This is a genomic window from Caldimonas sp., from assembly GCF_046291045.1.
Classification (GTDB): domain Bacteria; phylum Pseudomonadota; class Gammaproteobacteria; order Burkholderiales; family Burkholderiaceae_C; genus Caldimonas.
The window spans coordinates 1-19,351 of sequence record NZ_JBKBSL010000044.1; the positions used below are offsets into that span (position 1 = coordinate 1).

At 68.3% G+C, this 19,351-nt stretch carries 16 protein-coding genes and 1 pseudogene; 3 read left to right on the forward strand and 14 right to left on the reverse strand.

Annotated features, from left to right (window positions below):
- Positions 1 to 98 precede the first annotated feature (98 nt).
- Genes cas2 through cas9 form a run of 3 tightly spaced genes read right to left on the reverse strand, consistent with a single transcriptional unit; the run spans position 99 to position 4,686 of the window.
- Positions 99 to 407 carry a CRISPR-associated endonuclease Cas2 gene (gene cas2, locus ACK4ZD_RS13445; RefSeq protein ID WP_409663057.1) on the reverse strand — a complete coding sequence of 103 codons (309 nt, stop codon included), beginning with the start codon at positions 405 to 407 and terminating at the stop codon, positions 99 to 101.
- Between the two features lie 36 nt (positions 408 to 443).
- Positions 444 to 1,352 carry a type II CRISPR-associated endonuclease Cas1 gene (gene cas1 / locus ACK4ZD_RS13450; protein WP_409663060.1) on the reverse strand — a complete coding sequence of 303 codons (909 nt, stop codon included), beginning with the start codon at positions 1,350 to 1,352 and terminating at the stop codon, positions 444 to 446.
- Positions 1,339 to 4,686 (reverse strand): type II CRISPR RNA-guided endonuclease Cas9, encoded by a 3,348-nt coding sequence (cas9, locus tag ACK4ZD_RS13455; protein WP_409663063.1) that lies wholly within the window; start codon positions 4,684 to 4,686, stop codon positions 1,339 to 1,341. Before cas9 ends, cas1 begins: the two co-directional genes overlap by 14 nt.
- Before the next feature lie 342 nt (positions 4,687 to 5,028).
- Between cas9 and ACK4ZD_RS13460 the strand changes: the two genes are divergently transcribed.
- A complete protein-coding gene (locus ACK4ZD_RS13460) occupies positions 5,029 to 5,727 on the forward strand; it encodes a lysoplasmalogenase (RefSeq protein ID WP_409663065.1) in 699 nt (232 codons plus the stop codon).
- Positions 5,728 to 5,943: 216 nt separating this feature from the next.
- On the opposite strand, the gene ACK4ZD_RS13465 is transcribed toward ACK4ZD_RS13460, so the two are convergent.
- From ACK4ZD_RS13465 to ACK4ZD_RS13480, 4 genes are all read right to left on the reverse strand, one after another.
- On the reverse strand, positions 5,944 to 7,395 hold the full coding sequence (locus ACK4ZD_RS13465; RefSeq protein WP_409663067.1) for a VWA domain-containing protein: 1,452 nt from the start codon (positions 7,393 to 7,395) through the stop codon (positions 5,944 to 5,946).
- A gap of 13 nt (positions 7,396 to 7,408) precedes the next feature.
- Positions 7,409 to 8,800 carry an AAA family ATPase gene (locus ACK4ZD_RS13470; RefSeq protein WP_409663070.1) on the reverse strand — a complete coding sequence of 464 codons (1,392 nt, stop codon included), beginning with the start codon at positions 8,798 to 8,800 and terminating at the stop codon, positions 7,409 to 7,411.
- Positions 8,801 to 8,864: 64 nt separating this feature from the next.
- Complete coding sequence (gene fdhF, locus ACK4ZD_RS13475) at positions 8,865 to 11,627, reverse strand: formate dehydrogenase subunit alpha (RefSeq protein WP_409663073.1); 2,763 nt, start codon at positions 11,625 to 11,627, stop codon at positions 8,865 to 8,867.
- Positions 11,624 to 13,336: an NADH-ubiquinone oxidoreductase-F iron-sulfur binding region domain-containing protein gene (locus ACK4ZD_RS13480; protein WP_409663076.1), complete on the reverse strand. Its 1,713-nt coding sequence runs from the start codon at positions 13,334 to 13,336 to the stop codon at positions 11,624 to 11,626. Before ACK4ZD_RS13480 ends, fdhF begins: the two co-directional genes overlap by 4 nt.
- A gap of 85 nt (positions 13,337 to 13,421) precedes the next feature.
- On the opposite strand from ACK4ZD_RS13480, the gene ACK4ZD_RS13485 reads away from it, so the two are divergent.
- Entirely contained in the window at positions 13,422 to 13,682 is a 261-nt protein-coding gene (locus ACK4ZD_RS13485; protein WP_409663079.1) for a hypothetical protein, read from the forward strand.
- A 64-nt stretch (positions 13,683 to 13,746) separates the two neighbouring features.
- Here ACK4ZD_RS13485 and ACK4ZD_RS13490 read toward each other — a convergent pair whose 3' ends face one another.
- A complete protein-coding gene (locus ACK4ZD_RS13490) occupies positions 13,747 to 14,745 on the reverse strand; it encodes a zinc-dependent alcohol dehydrogenase family protein (protein WP_409663099.1) in 999 nt (332 codons plus the stop codon).
- 120 nt (positions 14,746 to 14,865) lie between these two features.
- On the opposite strand from ACK4ZD_RS13490, the gene ACK4ZD_RS13495 reads away from it, so the two are divergent.
- A complete protein-coding gene (locus ACK4ZD_RS13495) occupies positions 14,866 to 15,360 on the forward strand; it encodes a pilin (protein WP_409663082.1) in 495 nt (164 codons plus the stop codon).
- Between the two features lie 93 nt (positions 15,361 to 15,453).
- Here ACK4ZD_RS13495 and ACK4ZD_RS13500 read toward each other — a convergent pair whose 3' ends face one another.
- The 6 genes and pseudogenes from ACK4ZD_RS13500 to ACK4ZD_RS13525 form a co-directional block, all read right to left on the reverse strand.
- Entirely contained in the window at positions 15,454 to 15,954 is a 501-nt protein-coding gene (locus tag ACK4ZD_RS13500; RefSeq protein ID WP_409663085.1) for a hypothetical protein, read from the reverse strand.
- Entirely contained in the window at positions 15,942 to 16,556 is a 615-nt protein-coding gene (locus ACK4ZD_RS13505; protein ID WP_409663087.1) for a hypothetical protein, read from the reverse strand. Before ACK4ZD_RS13505 ends, ACK4ZD_RS13500 begins: the two co-directional genes overlap by 13 nt.
- A 93-nt stretch (positions 16,557 to 16,649) precedes the next feature.
- Positions 16,650 to 16,883 (reverse strand): LysM peptidoglycan-binding domain-containing protein, encoded by a 234-nt coding sequence (locus ACK4ZD_RS13510; protein ID WP_409663090.1) that lies wholly within the window; start codon positions 16,881 to 16,883, stop codon positions 16,650 to 16,652.
- A gap of 182 nt (positions 16,884 to 17,065) precedes the next feature.
- On the reverse strand, positions 17,066 to 18,289 hold the full coding sequence (locus ACK4ZD_RS13515; protein WP_409663093.1) for an MFS transporter: 1,224 nt from the start codon (positions 18,287 to 18,289) through the stop codon (positions 17,066 to 17,068).
- A 14-nt stretch (positions 18,290 to 18,303) separates the two neighbouring features.
- The gene (locus ACK4ZD_RS13520; RefSeq protein WP_409663096.1) at positions 18,304 to 19,098 is read right to left on the reverse strand and encodes a general secretion pathway protein GspB; all 795 of its coding nucleotides are present in this window, start codon (positions 19,096 to 19,098) and stop codon (positions 18,304 to 18,306) included.
- Between the two features lie 18 nt (positions 19,099 to 19,116).
- A pseudogene (locus ACK4ZD_RS13525) lies at positions 19,117 to 19,351 on the reverse strand (type II secretory pathway protein ExeA); the annotation flags it as partial.

Below are 19,351 nucleotides of genomic sequence, written 5' to 3' on the forward strand. Positions count from 1 at the left end.
GTTGTAGCTCCCGCTCTCACCCCGGATAGCTACACTCTCGGCCCGCGGAAACCCGCTCCAGGCTTGGCCTGGGCGGGTTTTCTTTTTGTCCGAAACGGTCAGAACAGCACGATCTGGCTGGCATTGACCTGCTTTTCCTGAAAAAGCGGCAGGCCCACCAACAGCTTCATGCTGGCGTACTGCTTCTCAGTGACGGTCAAGACGCGCACCGACCCTTCGGGCGGCAGGTTGGCCAGCAGCCGCTTCATGTGCTTCTCCTCGGCGTCGCTGCCGTTCAGGATGCGGCCATAGACGGAAAACTGGATCATGTCGTATCCGTCGTTGAGCAGGAAGCGCCTGAACTGCGTGTAGGCCCGCCGGTCGGCGCGGGTGGTCACGGGCAGGTCAAAGAACACCAGCAATCGCATGTATCGTCTCGTGTCCTTGCCCATGACCCTGCGAGGCTACATCTCGTGGCGGTGCTGCTGAAGGCCCACGATCTGGGGCAATTCCAGCAACACCTCGCTGCCGCCGTCGTAGATGCGAGCCAGGGATTCAGCGGCCTGCTCGATCGATGACAGCGCACTCATCATGCCGCGTGGCATGGCCACATCCACATTGAGCAATGCCACCAAAGCGGCCTTGTCTGCGGGGGTCAGCTCGGCGCCGTCATCTGGGTTGCGATGCTTGGCCACGTGGAGATCCACCAGCGGCCGATAGGGCTCGATCAGGTCGTCGGCCAGGTTGAAGGCGTTCTGCTCGCTGCTGTGAAAGATGCCGACGGTAGGCAGCAGGCCGTGGGCCACCAGCGCGCGGGCCACGGCGCCGCGCATCACGGCGTAGCCATAGTCGAGTGCGGCGTTGACCCAGTTTTCTTGACTGCGGTGGAAGTTGCGGCCGAACAGTTGCGGGAAGAAGTAGGCGCTGGCCTGGGCTTCCATGTTGCTTGTATCGCCCGAGCGCACACGCCGGGAATACGACAACAGGCGCTCATGGTCGCCGGCTTTCATCACTTGCAGGCAGAAGGCCTGGTTGGCGATCTTGCGCTGCACGATGGCTGCCCAGGTGCGTTTGCCGGTGGGCTTGTCCAGCGCCAGTTGCAGGCGCAGCATGCGCGTGGCGCGGCTGTGGCTCTGGAAAGACAGGAAGACGCCGCTGGGCTGGTGGTTGTCGCCGGTGGCATACAAGCCGATGCCGTACTCGGCGCAGGCCGACAGCACCGGATGCGTCAGCGTGATCTCGCGGTGGTTCAGCACGATCACGGCGATGTCCTCGAAGGGCACACGCGCCGATTGCTCCTGCTCGACGACGAGCGAGAAGTGCTCGCGCTTTAGGCGAGCCGGCTGGTTGATGACCACGCTACGCCAGACCACGGTGCTTCTCCGGGGGGGCTGGGTAGATGCGGCCGAGGATGTCGACGTGGAGTTTCTCAACCTTGACGGCGGTCTTGACGCCAATGCCGCGGATAAGGCCATCCTTTCCAACGTCGGCGCTTCTGTCGTGAGCCCAAAGACTGATAGCACCCGTAGACCTATCGCAGCCTGCGTAGTACCCCCTGAACTTTTCCTTCTTCAGGTGAACACTGACCAGATCGTTAGGATGAAGCGAGAAGCACCACTCGAAACTTTGATCGATCTCAGTCCACTCGCTTTCTTCCTTGTACGCGACGATCGCCCGATTCGGTAGGCCGGTGACGCGGTGATGGACGTATACCGGCACCACAAAGTACTTGCTGTCCTTCGCAAACACATCCACCCGCAACATGCTGTCGTTCTTGGCGACGCCCCCGCGCACGGGGATGCCGCTCATCTTGTCGATGACCATCGTCACCGATCGAACGATGGGGCCGGTGGGGTTGCCTTCCTTGTCGGGCTTGCGCAGCGGGTCGTTCGCGGGGAACGCCTTGTCTCCCTTGCCGCCATGGGCTTCCAGGCGGGCGCGAATGGCGGCATAGAGCTTTTCGTTGCGATGCGGATCGGCCAGCTTGTCCAGGTCTTTCAGTGTCAGGCTGGACAACGGCACCTTCTGGGTGACGCTGCCCTTGGACTTCAGGCGCTCCGGCTGTGCATAGATGGTGTCCTTGTGCGCCGCTCCTCCGTTACGCCGCTGCGGTGCGCGTGAGACGAACAAGGGGCGCAAGGCCTGCAGCGCTTCTGGCGGATAGGTCCCGAGCCGCGCCATTTCCGCGCGCAGCTCTTCGACGGAGTCGGTCCTGAGACGCTTCTCCAGTTCATGGCGGAAATGAGGCCACGGTTCAGGGAAGCGTTCCGACAGATGCTGATGCGCGCCGGGGTTGAGGATTTCCCCAGTCTCGGGATCGGGGAAGCCTTCGCGCAAGTACTCCAGTTCCTTGCGCCTGGCATGGTCGGCCAGGCGTTTGACCATGGCGTGGCTGCACGCGGCGATCACGGCAGCGTCCAGCGCATGGTGGCGATCGCTTTCCTCGCGGATCTTCAACAGGCCCCAGCGTGCTCGCAGGAAGGAGGTGAGCTGGCCGTTGATCACCACGCAGCGTTGGGCCGTGCTGTCGCTGGCCAGTTGCAGGTGCTGCTCGACATAGTTCTTGAAGAACCTGCAGATGTAGCGTGTGTCGTTGAGGTTGCGGTCCTTGAAGCCTTGCGCCTCCTCCGGGCCGTAGTTCTTGCGCAGCAAGCGGTTGCGCTTGGCTTGTCGGTAGGACTTATTCGTTTCCACCCACGCCTTGAACTGTCGCCAGCGAGTCCCCTCCTCGCCTCCCGGGAAGCTGGTGAGGTATTCGTAAGCCGTCCGGTTGCCCTTGTTCTGGTTTTCGCGCGTCAGCACCAGCACCTTGTTGTTCTTGCTGTCGTCGTAGCTGCGCGAGTAGGGCAGGGCGTGGTCGATCTGCACGTAGCTCGGGTCGTTGATGACCCGGTCGAGTTCGAGCGGTTCAAGCGAGTACGCGCATTTGCAGTGCTGCTCGCGATACAACATCCACTTCTCGAACTCCACGCCCGTGGGCTTGCGGCCGAACTCGTCGATGAAGCGCTGGCGCTCGGCATCGTTCCTGTCGCGATACTCCTTCTGCAGTTTCTCGATGTCGCGCCGCTCGTCCAGCGGACGCGACAGGTCTCGCGCCATCTCGATGTGCACCGACGCGGGCGCGCCGTACTCTTTGATCAGCGCGTTGCATACCTTGCGCGCCTGGTTGAGCGCGCGCAGCACAACAGGGTTGCGCGGCACGTCCAGGCCGTTGCGGAACTTCATGCTGCCGCTCTTGGTGCGCGCGTTCTCGTAGAACGGGGGCAGATACCTGTGCGCACCTCCGCCTGGCACGAACCGCTGGCTGTGGTGCCCGTACTCAGGAATCTGCTCGACGGCCTGGTCGTAGCGCAGGCCTTGCTCCATGAGTGGAACGATCTTGCGCAGCGCTTTGAGGGATAGCGCATGGAACTTGTCGAAGCTCAGTGCCATCAGGGCCTCGATCATGCGATCGCCACCGGGCAAAGGCAGCTTCGCAAGTTCAGCGCGGATCTCGCCATCGTCCTTGAAGACGCTGAGCACCCAGGCAATGTCGTCCAGCAGATCAGGTTGACCCTCCAAAGCGGCGACCGCCATCTGCTGCCATTCGGCTTCCAGCCCCACTTTTTTGAGGTGCAGGCGCAGCGCATGCCATGCAGGGAGCCGGACCAGGATCTGCTCCTCTGGGTCTTTGGCCTTGCCGGCTTCCTTTTGCGCCTCGCTGGGGTAGGACAAGCCCCCGAAGCGGAAGCCTTCAGACAGAAGTCCCGACTTCACCAGCGCCGTGCGCAGGTTCTTGTAGGTGTACTTCTCACCCGCCCGGTAGGGCAGGGGGAGTGCGTGCCGGCGCTCTGCCTCGGTGAGCGGGCGAGATTCGCCATCGACGATGACACGTAGGTTGTTGAGTCGGGTCAGCCAGACATGGCGCTCCGCGGTGAAGCTGGCTTTGGGCGCACGGAATTCGGCGGGCTCGAAGGTGCATTTACCGAGCATGGACAGGACAGACTGCACGGGGCGTTGCTCCCAGAACAGTCCGCTGCGGAGATCCCCCTGGCCGCGGATGGCCTGTTCCAAAGCATGTCCAGCGTGCGGGTTCCCATGCAGGCGCTGCGCCTCGAACAGCTTGCCAAGCTCCTGATCGAGCAAAACGCGAGACAAAGCCTTTTCGTAGCTGCCTTGCTTATTGCGTTGTGCTATTGGGAACTCGGCAAGCACCATCTCGGCCGCCGTGCGGTAGCCCTTCTCTTCCATCAGTGCCTGGGTGCGAGACAGCCCTTGCTTGACTTTGCCTCCCTCACCCTTGGCGTCGGCTTCAGCCTTGGCTTCCTCGGCCTTGCTGAACCAGTGGAAGCCTCGATGCTTACACAGGTGGTAGAGCACACGCGCCCACTCGATGGGTTCCAGCTTGCGGTCCAAGCCTTCTTTGCGCAACGACCAAGTGGAGTCGCCAAATCCGGGCTGTGATTTGAAGAAGTCTGCCGAGGGAATCAATCCCTCCCGTTTGAGCAGACGGGCCAGTTTGGTCAGACGCCAGGCCCGCCGGTACAGGCGGCGCCGCATCAAGCGGGCCGTGCGCCGGGCCAGGTTCAGTGATTCACCACGGTCCGCCGTCTCGGCTTTCTCGAACGTTCTGACACCCAGATCCACGATACGGTTTTCGCCCAGTACGGCCCAACCGACCGAGGCGATGCCGATGTCGAACCCGAACGTCAAGGGACCGAGATTCATGGGGGGCTTGTCGGACATTGTTTCCCTTCGCATAATCCACCCCGTTGTAGCTATCCGGGGTGAGAGCCGTTGCTGCAATAAGAATCGGTCGAAAGACCGAGTTCGTACCCGAAACGCCGGCAGGGCCACCTGCCGGCGTTTCTCTTTGTAAGGAATCGTGCGTCGGACAGGCGCGCTTGAGTACCCCCCTTTGGGGGAAGTCCGTCGCGGGACGCCGTCACGACCCGTGACTTTGTACCGAAGTCTTGGTTGCAGGGTTCAGCTCTGTCGGTCGGCTGAAGGAGCCACCATCGGGCGATTCCCAGTGGCATGGCCTTGGTGGGTCTCCCAGAATTGGCGCCCATGACACACACCGCCATCCCCTGGGCCACTGCCTGGCGCTACACCCTGCCCTGGGTGCTGGTGGCCAGTGCCCTGCTGGCCATCTTCAGCGGGCCGGGTGCGCTCGATGCCGAGGTCCTGCGCTTCGTCTTCAAGCCGCTGACTACGATCCTCATCATTGCCTATGCCTGGTCACGCACGGGCGACGTGCCGCGGCGTCGCACCTGGGTGCTGGTGGGGCTGGTGTTTTCGCTTTTCGGCGACGTCGCGCTCATGTGGCCGGGCGGCTTTGTGGCCGGGCTGTTGGCCTTCTTGCTGGCGCACCTGGCTTATCTGGTGGCCTTCACGTCCACGACCCGCCTGGCTTCGGTGTGGCAGCCTTGGGCCTTGTATGGCGTGCTGAGTGCGGCGATGCTGGCCCAGTTGTGGCCGGGCGTGCCCGGGGCGTTGCAGATCCCGGTGGTGGCCTATGTGGTCTGCCTGGCCGCCATGGCGGCGCAGGCGGCCACCTGGTGGCTGCGCGAAGGCACGGCCCCGCTGTCGCGTGAGGCTGGTTACGCGGCGCTGGGGGGCTTGCTCTTCGTCAGCTCCGATGCGCTGCTGGCCATCAACAAGTTCCTCGATCCGCTGCCGCAGGCGTCGCTGTGGGTGCTGTCCACCTATTGGGCGGCGCAGTGGTGCATCGCGACGTCGCTAAAGCGCAAGCCGTCTTCGAACTGACGCACCCAGCCGCTGGAGATTCGGCCTGCACTCGGGCCGCAGCGCGTCGGTGTGTGGCCTGTGGGTCCGTCTGAGCCTAGATCCGGCAGTCGACCGATCGCGTCCGCGTGGCGAATACTCGCGATGGCACGCGCCATCGCTGCGATGTGACCCTCGGGCAGCCTCGGCGGGGCGGTGATCGAGACGCTGGCGATGCGCTGAGCATCCAGGCGCGCCTCAGCGTGGGCGATGCCGCGCCGCCCGCTGGCTCAACGCATTCGGGAAATACAGCGCCGTCAGGCTCTTGCTGTGCACGGGGGTGAATCCGTCGGTGTGGCGGCCGTCGGCGGCGTAGCGGCGCCAGTCGCGTACCCAGTGGAGGTCGTCGCACACTTCCAGCAGGCCCATGGTTTCTCGGTCGCCGATGAGCACGCCCTGCACGCGCAGGCCGAAGCGCTCACGGGCCGCGTCGAGCTGGGCGAGGGTGGCCGGTGTGACGCCGAACTCGCCGTCGCTGGCGATCAGCAGGTCGGCTTGGGTGTAGCCGGCCTCGTGCACGGCCTCGATCGCTCGGGCCAGCGGCAGTTGCAGATCGGTGCCGCCGTCGAAGGCCTGGCCCATCACGGTGAGCAGCGCGTCCAGACCCTGTGGGGTGAGCGACAGTTCGTGCTCGACGATTTCGTCCTCCCCGCCAAAAGCGATGAGGCGGCAGGCGCGCTGGGTGGCGTGCGCGGTGCGCAGGGCTTGCAGCACCACCGCCTTGGCAACGGCTTCGGGCGCACCACGCATCGATCCCGAGGTGTCGAGGCAGACGATGAAGGGGCCGCGGCCCTGGGGCGTCGGCGTTGGGCAGGCGGGTCGGGTTGCAGGGTAGGGGTCGGGCACCCATTCGACCAGCTCGGCTTCGTCTTCGAGGGTGAGCAACTGGCGCTCGACCAGCCGCGCGCGCCACAGGCGGCGCAGCACGGGGTGGTGCATCTGCGCGGCCTCGCTGGCCAAGAGGCGAGACAGATCGCCCGAGCGGCGCACGCCACGAACCTCGCTGGGGGCGTCCATCAGTCGGGTCACGCGAGGCACCAGGGGGGTGGGCTGGGGACCCAAGCCCCCGGGGGATGGTGTGGGCGACACCGGCAACGGTTCGCGCCGCCCCAGGCGGTCGATCAGTTCGGTGAGCGCAGGCAGCCGCTGCAGCACCTCGGCAATGCGTTGTGCCTCCCGCCATTCTCGCGATTGCAGCTTGCCCCGCAGGGCGTCCCAGCGCAGTTGGGCGAGGTCGCCCAGGCCGCGCAGCAATGCCATCACCTCGTCCCAATCGCCTTTCTCGACGGACCAGGCAGCGCGGAACTCGGTGACCGCTTGGGCGATGGCAGCCTCGCGGCTGCGGCGGGGCTGCAGATCGATCAAATGGTCGAGGTGCCAGAGCATCGTGCGCAGCACCTGGTCGGCCATGGCCGGGGCCTGCCGGCACAGCGCGGGCAGGCCCAGTTCACCGATGGCCGCGTGAAAGGCCCGCACGGCGGGGGCATCGTCGAAGTCGAGCCTCGCATCGGGCAACTCGCCGCGCAGCAGGGCCGCGCGCCAGGCCGGCAGCTGCGCCAGGCGCGATGCGGTGTGCCCGGCGGCGGTGACCAGCCCGGGTAGCCACAGGCTGCGGGGCAAGACGTCGAGGTGGTGGTAAGGGGCGTCCACGCCGCGGCTTCGCTCAGGCTTCGAGGGCGATGGGGAGGGGTGGCGCTGCGACCAGGGCCTCGTCCACGGGCAGGCCTGCAAAGCCTTCGCGTACGGCGCGCGTGCGCTCGACCCAGGCTGACATCCGGACGCAGGCGTCGTCGTGACGCTGCAAGACGGCCTGGCGCAGCTCGGGGGGCCACCACAGGCGGTGCCGCAGCATGGCATGGACCTGCGCACGCGAGGCTTCCAGGCGCCGGTGCTCGTCGGTCAGGCGTTGCAGCAGCTCGTCCACCTGAGCCACGCGTGCAGCCACGTGGACCGGGCTGTAGCGCGGGCGCAGCCGCTCTTCCAGACGCTCGGCCACGAGGCGGGTGATGGTGGCCCCTTCGCGTGCGTGGTCGTCGTCGCCGCGGGCGATGGCGCGCGCCAGCGAGAGCTTGCCGGCTTCGCCATCGTCCTGATCGGCGCTGGTCTCGATCTGCAATTGGCGTTCGAAGGCCTCGACGGCGCGCTGCAGGCTCGGGCGCTGCGTGCTGGGGCAGGCCATCAGCGTGTCGATCACCCAGGCCTGCCAGGCTGCCACTTGCTCGGGGCGCTCGGGCAACACATAAGGCAGCAGCCAGAGGTCGGCTTCGTCGACGGACGTGCGTCCTTCGCTGGTGGCCTGCACGCGTAGCAGGGCCACGGTTTGGCGCCAGCGGCGGTCAGAGACGGGCAAGGCCTGCTCCTGCGCAAAGCCTCGGGCGGCTTGCAGGGCCCGCAACACGGGGTCGGGCAGAGTCACGGAGGCGGCAGCCTGGCGCAGGCTCTCCAGCTCATCGCGGCGCAGCGGGTGGGTGGGCACCGAGGCTGGCGGTGTCAGCGTGAGCAGCGCGGCGAACTGCGCATCGCTCACCGGCGCCACGGGCACGCGCACCAGGAATCGGTCGTGGAAGGCGCGCAGGCCTTCCTCGTGCGGCACTTCGTTGGTGGCGCCGACCACACTGATCAAGGGCACGGCCAGGCGCTGCACGCCGTTGTCGAACTCGCGTTCGTTGAGGAGGGTGAGCAAGGCGTTGAGGATGGCGGAGTTGGCCTTGAAGACTTCGTCGAGGAAGGCGATGCCGGCGGTGGGCAGGTAACCGTCGATGAGGCGCTCATAGCGATCCTCTTCGAGCGCGGCCAGCGAGAGCGGACCGAAGAGTTCCTCAGGTACGGAAAAGCGCGTGAGCAGACGCTCGAAATAGCGGGCGTCGGCAAAGGCCAGGTGGAGCCGGCGCGCCAGTTCGCTCTTGGCCGTGCCGGGTGGGCCGATCAGCAGCACGTGCTCGCCGGCCAAGGCAGCCAGCAGGGCCAGGCGCACGGCAGCGCTGCGTTCGAGCAGGCCGGCTTCGAGCCGGGCGATCAGCGCTCGCAGGCGGTCGGGAGTGGGAAGAGGCTGCATCGGAGCCATTGTGCGCAGGCTGCGGCGCCCCGGTCAAACCCGGGCCCCGCGCGCTTGATCCGGCTCAGGCTTCCACGGCCGTCACCTGCCCGCCCGGCTGCACCTGCACCGCACAGTACTTGAACTCCGGGATCTTGCCGTAGGGGTCCAGCGCGGGGTTGGTGAGTTTGTTGATGGCCGCCTCGGCATAACAGAAGGGCACGAAGACGATGCCGGGCGGGGTGCCGTCGTCGGCGCGTGCGTAGAGGGCGACCTCACCGCGGCGCGAGCGCAGCGTGACCACGCCGCCCGGGGGCACGCCCAGGCGTTCGAGGTCCAGGGGGTGCATCAGGCCCACCGGGTCGGGCTCCAGGGCGTCGAGCACCCGGCTGCGCCGGGTCATGCTGCCGGTGTGCCAGTGTTCGAGCTGGCGGCCGGTGATGAGCACGAAGGGGTGGTCGGCATCGGGTCGTTCGTCGGCCGGCACGATGTCGGCGCTCACGAAGCGGCCGCGGCCGTCGGGCGTGGGGAAGTGGTCGGTGAACACCACGGCCTGGCCGGGCGCGTCCTCAGCGGGGCAGGGGTGCACGACGGCGCCTTCGCGCTGCAAGCGCGCCCAGCTCAGGCCCGCGAGGCTGGGCATGCACCGGCGCATCTCTTCATACACTTCGCCGATGTCGGCGTAGTGCCACGCCAGCCCCAGGCCCTGGGCGATGGACTGGAGGATCTGCCAGTCCTGGCGCGCCTGGCCGGGCGGCTGCAGGGCCTGGCGGCCGAGCTGCACGAGGCGGTCGGTGTTCGTGAAGCTGCCGGTCTTCTCGGGAAAGGCCGAGGCCGGCAGCACGACGTCGGCCAGGGCCGCGGTTTCGGTGAGGAAGATGTCCTGCACCACGAGGTGGTCGAGCGAGGCGAGGGCTTCGCGTGCGTGGTTGGCGTCGGGGTCGCTCATCGCGGGGTTTTCGCCGAGGATGTACATGCCGCGCACCTCGCCGCGCAGGGCGGCGTCCATCACCTCCACCACGGTGAGTCCGGGCCGGTCGTCCAGCGGCACGCCCCACAGCCGCTCGAACTTCGCGCGCGCCTGGGCGTCGCTCACACGCTGGTAGTCGGGGAACATCATCGGGATCAGGCCGGCGTCCGACGCGCCCTGCACATTGTTCTGCCCGCGCAAGGGGTGCAGCCCGGTGCCGGGCCGGCCGATCTGGCCGGTCATCAGGGCCAGCGCGATCAGGCAGCGGGCGTTGTCGGTGCCGTGCACGTGCTGGCTGATGCCCATGCCCCAGAGGATCATCGAGGCCCGGGCGGTGGCATAGGCGCGTGCCACCTCGCGAATCGTGCCGGCGTCGATGCCGCATACCGGGGCCATGGCTTCGGGGCTGTAGGCCGCCACATGGGCTTTCAGCGCGTCAAAGCCGATCGTGCGGGCTTCGATGAAGGCCGGGTCGATCAGGCCCTCCTCGACGATCACATGCATCATCGCGTTGAGCAGGGCCACGTCGGTGTCGGGCCGGAACTGCAGCGTGCGCCAGGCCTGGCGCGACAGGTCCGTGCGTCGCGGGTCGGCCACCACGAGCTTGGTGCCCCGCCGCACCGCGTTCTTGATCCACGAGGCGGCCACCGGGTGGTTGACCGCGGGGTTGGCGCCGATCAGGAGCACGAACTCGGCCAGGGCGACATCACGCACGGGGTTGGACACGGCGCCCGAGCCGATGCCTTCGAGCAGCGCCGCCACCGACGAGGCGTGGCACAGCCGCGTGCAGTGGTCGACGTTGTGGCTGCGAAAGCCGGTGCGCACCAGCTTCTGGAAGAGATAGGCCTCCTCGTTGCTGCCCTTGGCCGAGCCGAAGCCGGCCAGTGCGCGGGGCCCCAGCGTGTCGCGGATGCGGCGCAGGCCGCCGCTGGCCAGCGCCAGGGCCTCGTCCCAGCTGGCCTCGCGGAAGACCGCGTGCCAGCGGTCCGGATCGAGGGTGGCATGCGGCTGCTTGGGCGCGCCGTCGCGGCGCACCAGGGGCACCGTCAGGCGGTGCGGGTGGTGCACATAGTCGAAGCCGTAGCGCCCCTTCACGCACAGCCGCCCCTGGTTGGCCGGGCCGTTGCGGCCCTCGACGTGCAGAATGCGGTTGTCCTTGACGTGGTAGGTGAGCGCGCACCCGACGCCGCAATAGGGGCAGACGGAATCCACCGCGCGATCGGCCTCCACCAGGGCCACGCCCTGGGCCGGGCTGAGCGCCCCGGTGGGGCAGGCTTGCACGCATTCACCACAGCCCACGCAGGTGGAGCTGCCCATCGCGTCGCCCATGTCGAAGACGATCCTTGTATGCGCGCCGCGCCCGGCCAGGCCGATCACGTCGTTGCCCTGCTCATCGCGGCAGGCGCGCAGGCAGCGCGTGCACTGGATGCAGGCGTCGAGGTTGACGGCGATGGCCGGGTGCGAGGCATCGGGCGCCGGTTGCTCGCGCGACGGAAAGCGCGGCCCGCCCACACCGAGCTTCGCCGCCCACGCGTCCACTTCGTTGCGGCGCGTGTAAGGCGTTTGCGGCAGGTCGGACTGCAGCAGCTCGACCACCATCTTTTGTGCTGCCACGGCGCGTTCGCTGTCGCTGCGCACCACCATGCCCGGTGTGGGGGGGCGGCAGCATGAGGGCGCCAGCACCCGCTCGCCGTCTACCTCCACCACGCAGGCGCGGCAGTTGCCGGCCGGCGCAAGGCCTTCCTTGTGGCACAGGTGAGGGATCTCGATGCCGTGGCGCTGGGCGACCGCCCACACCGTCTCGCCCGCGCGGGCCTGCACGGCTCGGCCGTTCAGGGTGAAGTCGATGACGACCTCGGGTGGCATCACCGCGCTCATGGGAGCTCCTCGGGGAAGTACTTCATCACGCAGTCCACGGGGTTGGGCGCGGCCTGTCCCAGCCCGCAGATCGAGGCGTCGCGCATCACCTGGAACAGCTCGGCCAGCAAGGCGGTGTCCCAGCGTGGCTGCTCCATCAGCGCTCGGGCCTTGGCCGTACCCACGCGGCAGGGTGTGCACTGGCCGCAGGACTCGGCCTCGAAGAAGCGCATCAGGTTGCGCGCCGCGTCCACCGCGCGATCGTGTTGCGAGAGCACGATGATGGCGGCCGAGCCGATGAAGCCGCCGTGGGGCTGCAAGGTGTCGAAGTCCAGCGGCACATTAGCCAGGCGCGCGGGCAGGATGCCGCCCGAGGCGCCGCCGGGCAGGTAAGCGTAGAGCGTGTGGCCGTCCAACATGCCGCCGCAGTATTCGTCGATGAGCTCTCGCAGTGTGATGCCGGCGGGAGCGAGCTTCACGCCCGGTTGCTTCACGCGACCCGACACGGAAAACGAGCGCAAGCCCTTTCGGCCGTGGCGGCCGTGCGAGGCGAACCACTGAGGGCCACGCTCGACGATGTCGCGCACCCAGTAGAGGGTTTCGAAATTGTGTTCCAGTGTGGGCCGTCCGAACAGACCCACCTGGGCCACATACGGCGGGCGCAGCCGGGGCAGGCCGCGTTTGCCTTCGATGGATTCGATCATCGCCGACTCTTCACCGCAGATGTAGGCCCCCGCACCACGGCGCAACTCGATGTGCGGCAGCGGCACGGGCGGGTTCGCCTGCAACGCCGCGAGTTCGCGCGCGAGCATGGCGCGGCAGCCGTGGTATTCGTCGCGCAGGTAGAGGTAGATGGCATCCACGCCCACGGCCCAGGCGGCGATCAGCGCACCCTCCAGGAAGCGGTGCGGGTCGCGCTCCAGATAGTGCCGGTCCTTGAAGGTGCCGGGCTCGCCTTCGTCGATGTTCACCGCCATCAGCCGCGGGGCGGGCTGTTCGCGCACGATGCGCCATTTGCGAGCCGCCGGAAAGCCTGCGCCGCCTAGGCCGCGCAGCCCCGAGTCCTCCATGGCCCTGAGCACGTCGTCCACCGAGCGCTGACCGTTCACGCAGGCCTGCAGCAGCGCATAGCCGCCCTGGGCGCGGTAGGCATCGAGGCCCAAGGGCTGCGGAATCTCGTCGTGGATCTGGCCCTGCGCGACGGCCGCTTGCACGGCCTGCAGCGTGGCCAGCCCGATCTGCCGCTGATGCACCACGGCCACCGGCGCTTCGTGGCAGCGGCCCACGCAGGGCGCGGGGATCACCCGCACGTCGGCGCCCAACAGCGCAGGCAGCCGCTCCAACAGCTTGCTCGCGCCGGCCAACTCGCACGACAGGCTGTCACACACGCGCACCGTCAGCTTCGGCGGTGCATCGAAGCCGCCGTGAGCATTCTCGCGCACCACGTCGAAGTGGTGATAGAAGCTCGCCACCTCGTACACCTCGGCCTGCGACAGACGCATCCACTGCGCCAGCGCGGCGAGGTGGTCGGTGCGCAATTGGTGGAAGCGGTCCTGCAGGGCGTGCAGGGCCTCGATGAGATGGTCGCGCCGTGGCAACACTCCCTGGAGCGTGGCCTGCACCTCGCGCAGGGCCTCGGGGCGCACCTGGCGCCCGCGCGGCGCCTGACGCCTGCGCTCGCGGCTGGGGGCACCCTCGTGCGGGTGCAGGGGGATGACCTTGGCGGGCATGGCCGGATCTTCGATCGTGGGATGAGGCGCAGCCTAGCGCGTTCTGGCGAGAAATGTTTGCATACTGAGCGAGAACGGAGCCTTCATGACCTCGGTGCGTCTGTGCCCTCACTGGCAGATCGGCCCCGACGCCGGCGGCCTGAGCGCCGGCCTTTTCCCTTTGCGGGTCCTGCTCGAGGCCATGCGCGACGGCGGCGGCATCGCCCCAGTGGTGCGTGCGCTGGGCTGGTCCCACCACCACGCCTGGGGGTTCCTGCGCCAGGGCGAGGCCCTGCTGGGCCGGCCGCTGCTCGAACGCGGGCTTGGTTGCCTACCGCAGCCGCGTAGCCGCCTTGCCGGGGTATGAAGCCGGCGAGATGGGGCGGGTGCTCACCGTGGACGAGGCCTTCGGCTGAGCCGTGCCCGGCGCTTCAGGGCTGCAGCACCGCAGCGCCCAGCACCCGGCCGGCCCGCAGGTCAGCCAGGGCCTCGTTGGCCTGCGCGAGCGGGTAGACCTGCACATGCACCTGCGGGGGCACCTGGCGCACGGCGCGCAGGTAGGCCTCGCCATCGGCGCGGGTGAGGTTGGCCACCGAGACGAGCTGACGCTCGTGCCACAGGTCCCGGTACGGAAAGCCGGGGATGTCGCTCATGTGGATGCCCGCACACACCACCCGGCCGCCCTTGCGCACGGCCCGCAAGGCCAGCGGCACCAGGGCCCCCACCGGGGCGAAGATGATGGCGGCATCCAGTGGCGCCGCAGGCACCTGAACGGACGCGCCGGCCCACACCGCACCCAGCGAGCGCGCCTGGGCCTGCGCTGCGGTGTCGCCTTCGCGGGTGAAGACGTAGACCTGCCACCCCTGGGCGGTGGCGAGCTGCACCAGCAGGTGGGCTGCCGCACCGAAGCCGTACAGCCCCAGCCGACGCCCCGGGCCCGCGAAGCGATAGGCTCGAAAGCCGATGAGGCCCGCGCACAGCAGCGGCGCGGCGTGCACGTCGTCCAGGGGGACATCCTCCAGATCGAATACGTAGCGGGCATCGGCCACCACGTGCGTGGCAAAGCCCCCGTCGCGCGTGCAGCCGGTGAAGTCGGGGGCGTCGCACAGGTTCTCCTGCCCGTCGTGGCAATAACGGCAGTGACCACAGGTGTGGCCTAGCCAGGGCACCCCGACGCGTTGGCCGAGCCGCCAGCTCGAGCCGCCAGCAAGACCGTCCGGCCCGAGCGCCTCGATGCGGCCCACGATCTCGTGGCCGGGCACCACGGGCGAGCGTGCAAAGGGCAGCTCGCCATCGGCCAGGTGCAAGTCGGTGCGGCATACGGCGCAGGCGTGGACGCGCAGGCGCAGCTGGCCCGGCCCCGGGTCGGGCAGGGGACGGACTTCCATGCGCAGCGGCTGGCTGCTTGCGTGCCAGACCATGGCGGTCATCCGGGACGAGGCGGTCATGGGGGGCTCCTGGAACCACGCGATCCATCGCCATGATGCCGCGCCGGCTGCCTGCTGGCGAGGCCCTAAGATGACGGCTTGGACCCCGCACAGCCTTTGCGCATGAGACCTCCCCATCGTGGCTTCACCCTCATCGAAATGATGGTCGTGCTGGCCGTGATCGCCATCCTCGCGCTGATGGCCGTGCCCTCGATGCAGGGCCGCCTGGTGCGCGAGCAGATCGTCGAGGCCGCGCGGTTTGCCGACTTTGCCAAGCAGCCCATCGCCCTGGCCTGGCGGACCACCGCCAGCCTGCCGGCCGACAATGCCGCCGCCGGCCTGCCCGAACCGAACCGCATCGTCAGCCATCATGTGGCGAGCCTCACCGTGGAAGATGGGGCCTTGCACATCGTCTTCGGGAACCAGGCCCATGGCGCGCTGCGCGGCAAGACGCTCACGCTGCGCCCCGGGGTGGTGGAAGATGCGCCCGTGGTGCCGGTGGCCTGGGTATGCGGCCGCGCCGCGCCACCCGAGCCGATGGTGGCGCGCGGCATCGACCGCACCGACATCGAGCGCCGCTTCCTGCCGGTGAACTGCCAGGGACCTGCGGCGCCCTGAGGCATCAAGCCCCAGGCAGCGTCACCATCACCGACAGCCCCGGCGCGGCGTTGCGCAGTGTCAGCGTGCCGCCGTGCGCCTGGGTCACTGGTGCTAGCGGCCTCCTTGGGCAGTCTTCCTGCTCCTGCCAGAGCCCCGATGCCGTTGATGCCAGAAGACACCCCCCCAGCACACGAGAAGAAGCAGCAGACCAAACGTCGCCTTCCAGGGGTGGCCGCCGGTCAGCCACTCGCTCAGCATGAATCCGGCTGAGCCAATGATGGCCATCACGAAGACCGCGATCAATCCCACCACGCACACCTTCGCGGCTGCCTGATACCACCGGGGCGCCAGCCGATGGGCTTCGGTCAGTCCACGCTTCTCGCCCCATGCGGGGAAGGCCATCACTGCCAGGAGCATGATGGTGCGCACGGGGGCCAGCCACCACTTGAAAAGCGCCAGTTCGAAAGGACGAAAGAAAGGCTGCCTCCAGTAGCGGCTCAACACCGCTTTCGGCATGGCGAAGTGCAACCCACCCAAGAAGACGAACTGCAGAAGAGTTCCTGCCAGGGCCAGCAGGAGCAAGCCGCTTGAGAGATCGATCAGGTTTTGCATAGAGCTTCGATGCCTGAGCTGTCAACGAGGTCCAGTTGTTTTTCCCGGTGGTCATACAGCGCCCTGAACCCTTCACCGACCAGCGCGCTGCTGCCGGCGAGGGTCGCAGCCAGCACCAGGGCGGTCCCCCATCCAACCGGGTTCGATACCAAGTACAGGCCGACCACCAGCCCGCCAACCCCGCTGAAAACAGTGCTCGAAACCGTCTCCACAAAGATCTGGTTCTTCTCGTTCCGATCCACCGTGTGCGCGATCTGCACACAAGCTGCCGTCAATCCCACACCCGTCAGGAGGATGCCACCCACCCCGGCAGCCTTGGCCAAGCCACGCAACCGGCCAGAGTGCTGTTGGATGTGGTGATCGTAGGGCACGCCTCCCGCGCGGGCAATCCGAACAGCTTCTTGAGTACTGGCACCGCGGAATAGCCAACGCTCCACGGGCCCCATGTTTTCGGCGAACTGCCGCACCAGCACCCGGCGCCGGTGATCGTACTGGCCCTTGGTGATGCGCCCACCGCTGGCCTTGTAGGCGGCGTATTCCTCGCCCACCTGGCGCAGCAGGGCCAGGTTGCCCTCGCTCAAGAGGTTGGCCGCGGTGCCCATGGCCACCGCGCCGGGGGGCCAGCAGCAGGCCGCTGCGCTGCGCCCAGGCCATGGCCCACATCTGCCGGCGCTCGGCCGGGTCGGGTGAGGCGCTCAGGAACAGCGGCCCGGGGGTGCTGCCACGGCGCTCGTGCCGTCAGACACGCGCAGCACGGTGCCTGGCCACAGGTTGTGCAGGTTGGGCACCTCCGGGTTGAGCGCCTTGATGGCATCCAGGATCTCGCCATAGCGGCGTGTAGGCGGCGACCATCCATAGAGTTTGTGGATGATCGTTGTGATCGTCTCGCCGGGTTGCACGGCGTATTCGTAGTACAGCGGCTGCGTCATGTTCTCTCCCTGCCGTTGTGTGTTCGATCGGCCCTTTTCGAGGACGATCGCATCGTAGGCGGGAAAGCATTCGCTGCGCAGCGGAACCTGTATCGAAACCTGTGGGGTTGTGTCTAGGGGTTACGCTTCAAGGCGGCCCTGCGATGGTGGGCCCAGCAGGATTTGTGGAGGGGTGGAGGGCGTCAGGGGATGAGGGTCTGAGGGGCGCTCATCCGACGCTGCAAGGCCACCAATCCCACCAGGGCCACCAGCGCAAAGCCGGCGCCGGCCAGGAAGGTGGCGCTGGAGCCGAGCTGGTCCCACAGCAGCCCGGCAACGACGCTGGCGGCCAGCAGGGCCACGCCGGTGACGAGGTTGAAGACGCCAAAGGCGGTGCCGCGCAGCTCGGCGGGCGCGGTGTCGGCCACCAGGGTGGCCAGCAGCCCCTGGGTGAGCGCCATGTGCAGGCCCCACAGCACCACGCCCGTCCCCACGCCCCACAGGCCCGGCACGAAGGCCAGCACCAGGTCGGCAGCCACCAGCACGACCAGCCCGGCCACCAGCAGCCGGGTGCGGCCCGCGCGGTCGGACAATGCACCGGCCGGATAGGCCGCCACCGAGTACACGAGGTTCATCACCACCAGCACGGCCGGCACCCACATGAGGGCAAGGCCGGCCTCCTGGGCGCGCAGCACCAGGAAGGCTTCGCTGAAGCGCGCGAGGGTGAAGACGGCACCCACGGTCACGACCCACCAGTAGGCGCTGCCGAGGTGGGCCAGTTCGCGGCGGCTCAGCGGTGCGCGCACGGGGCGGCGGCCCGGTGGGTGGGCGGGTTCCTTCACGGCCCACACGATCAGGCCGAAGGCCAGGAAGGCGGGCAGCACGGCGAACCAGAACACCGTCTGGAAGGCGTCCTGGGTCCACCCCATCAGGCCGATGGCCAGCAGCGGGCCGAGGAAGGCGCCCAGGGTGTCGAGCGACTGCCGCAGTCCAAAGCTCGCGCCGCGCAGGCGGGGCGGTGCGATGTCGGCCACCAGTGCGTCGCGCGGCGCACCGCGGATGCCCTTGCCCACCCGGTCGATGAAGCGTGCCGCCACCAGCCAGCCCACCGTGGGCGCCAAAGGGAAGACCGGTTTGCTGAGGGCGGCCAGGCCATAACCGATGGCGGCGAGCGTCTTGCGGCGCCCGAGCCGGTCGGACAGGGCGCCGGAGAAGATCTTGGTGATCGAGGCGGTGGCCTCGGCGATGCCTTCGATCACGCCGACGACCAGGGCGGAGGCGCCCAGCACGGTCATGAGATAGACCGGCAGCAGCGCGTGGATCATCTCGGAGGAGATGTCCATGAGCATGGACACGCAGCCCAGCACCCAGATGCCGCGCGGGATGTCGCGCAGCGAAGGCGCAGGGGCCGGCGTGTTCGAGCGCATGCCTCGGACGCGCGTCAATAGGTGAGTTGGTAGCGCTGGTCGCGCCAGCGCATCACGGCCGCCCGCGGCAGGATCTCCTCGATCACGAGGTCGCGCCCCACCGCGTCGCCTTCTCGGTAGGGCTGGCCGTTGACGATGACGATGCGGTCGGCCGGGGTGGACGAATAGATCAGGCCGCCCAGCGACAGCGAGGGCAATTGGCTGCGCAGGGCGTCGGGCAGATCCTGTAGCCGAGGGGCGGAGGCCAGCGGCGCTGGGGCCGGCGCGGCGGAGGGGCGTGGCACCGGGGCGGGCGCCGCAGCCACCGGTGGTGCCGCAGCAGGCGCGGGCCGGGACGGGGCAGGGCTGCGCACCGGTGCTGGGGCGGGTGGCGGGGGCGCCTCGACCTGCGCAGGGGCCGGCCGTGGGGCTTGCACGGGTGCCGGGGCGGATGTCGGGGCCGGTGCCGGCGAGGGCGCTGCCGTTGGTGCGGGCAGTGGCGTCGGCAGGGATGCCGCCGCTGGCGAGGACGAAGGCGTCGGCGAGGATGCCTCCGCTGGCGAGGATGAAGGCATCGGCAAGGATGCCTCCGCCATGGGCCGCGGCGTAGGCGGCATCGGCGCCGGGGCGCCGCCGCGGCCCATCCAGTAAGCCACGCCGGGCACAGCCAGACCCAGCAGCACGCCCACGGCCAGCCACAGCGGGGCGCGCGAGCGGGGGCTTTCGTTCTCGAAGGCCGGGTCGGCGGCGTGCTGGCTGTCCAGTCTGGGCACGGCGCCGCGCCCGCGTTGGGCGTCGGCGCGTCGCAGGGCATCGAGGATGTAAGACATGATCGAGGCTCTCGTCGGTCAGGGTGCCGTGGAGGCCGCGGGCATGGGCTCGGCCGGCCGGGCGGTTGTGGTCACGGGCGCTGCCTCTTGGCGCGCCAGCGTCCAGGCGGCATAGCCCAGGCCGGCCAGGCCCAGGCCGACGGCCAAGGCTGCCGCTGGCAACAGCAGTCCGGCGCGGCGCCAGCGGTCGAGCCAGCTGCGCGGGCGCAGGTCGAAAGTCGTTTCTTCATCGAAGACTTCGCGGGCGGCGCGC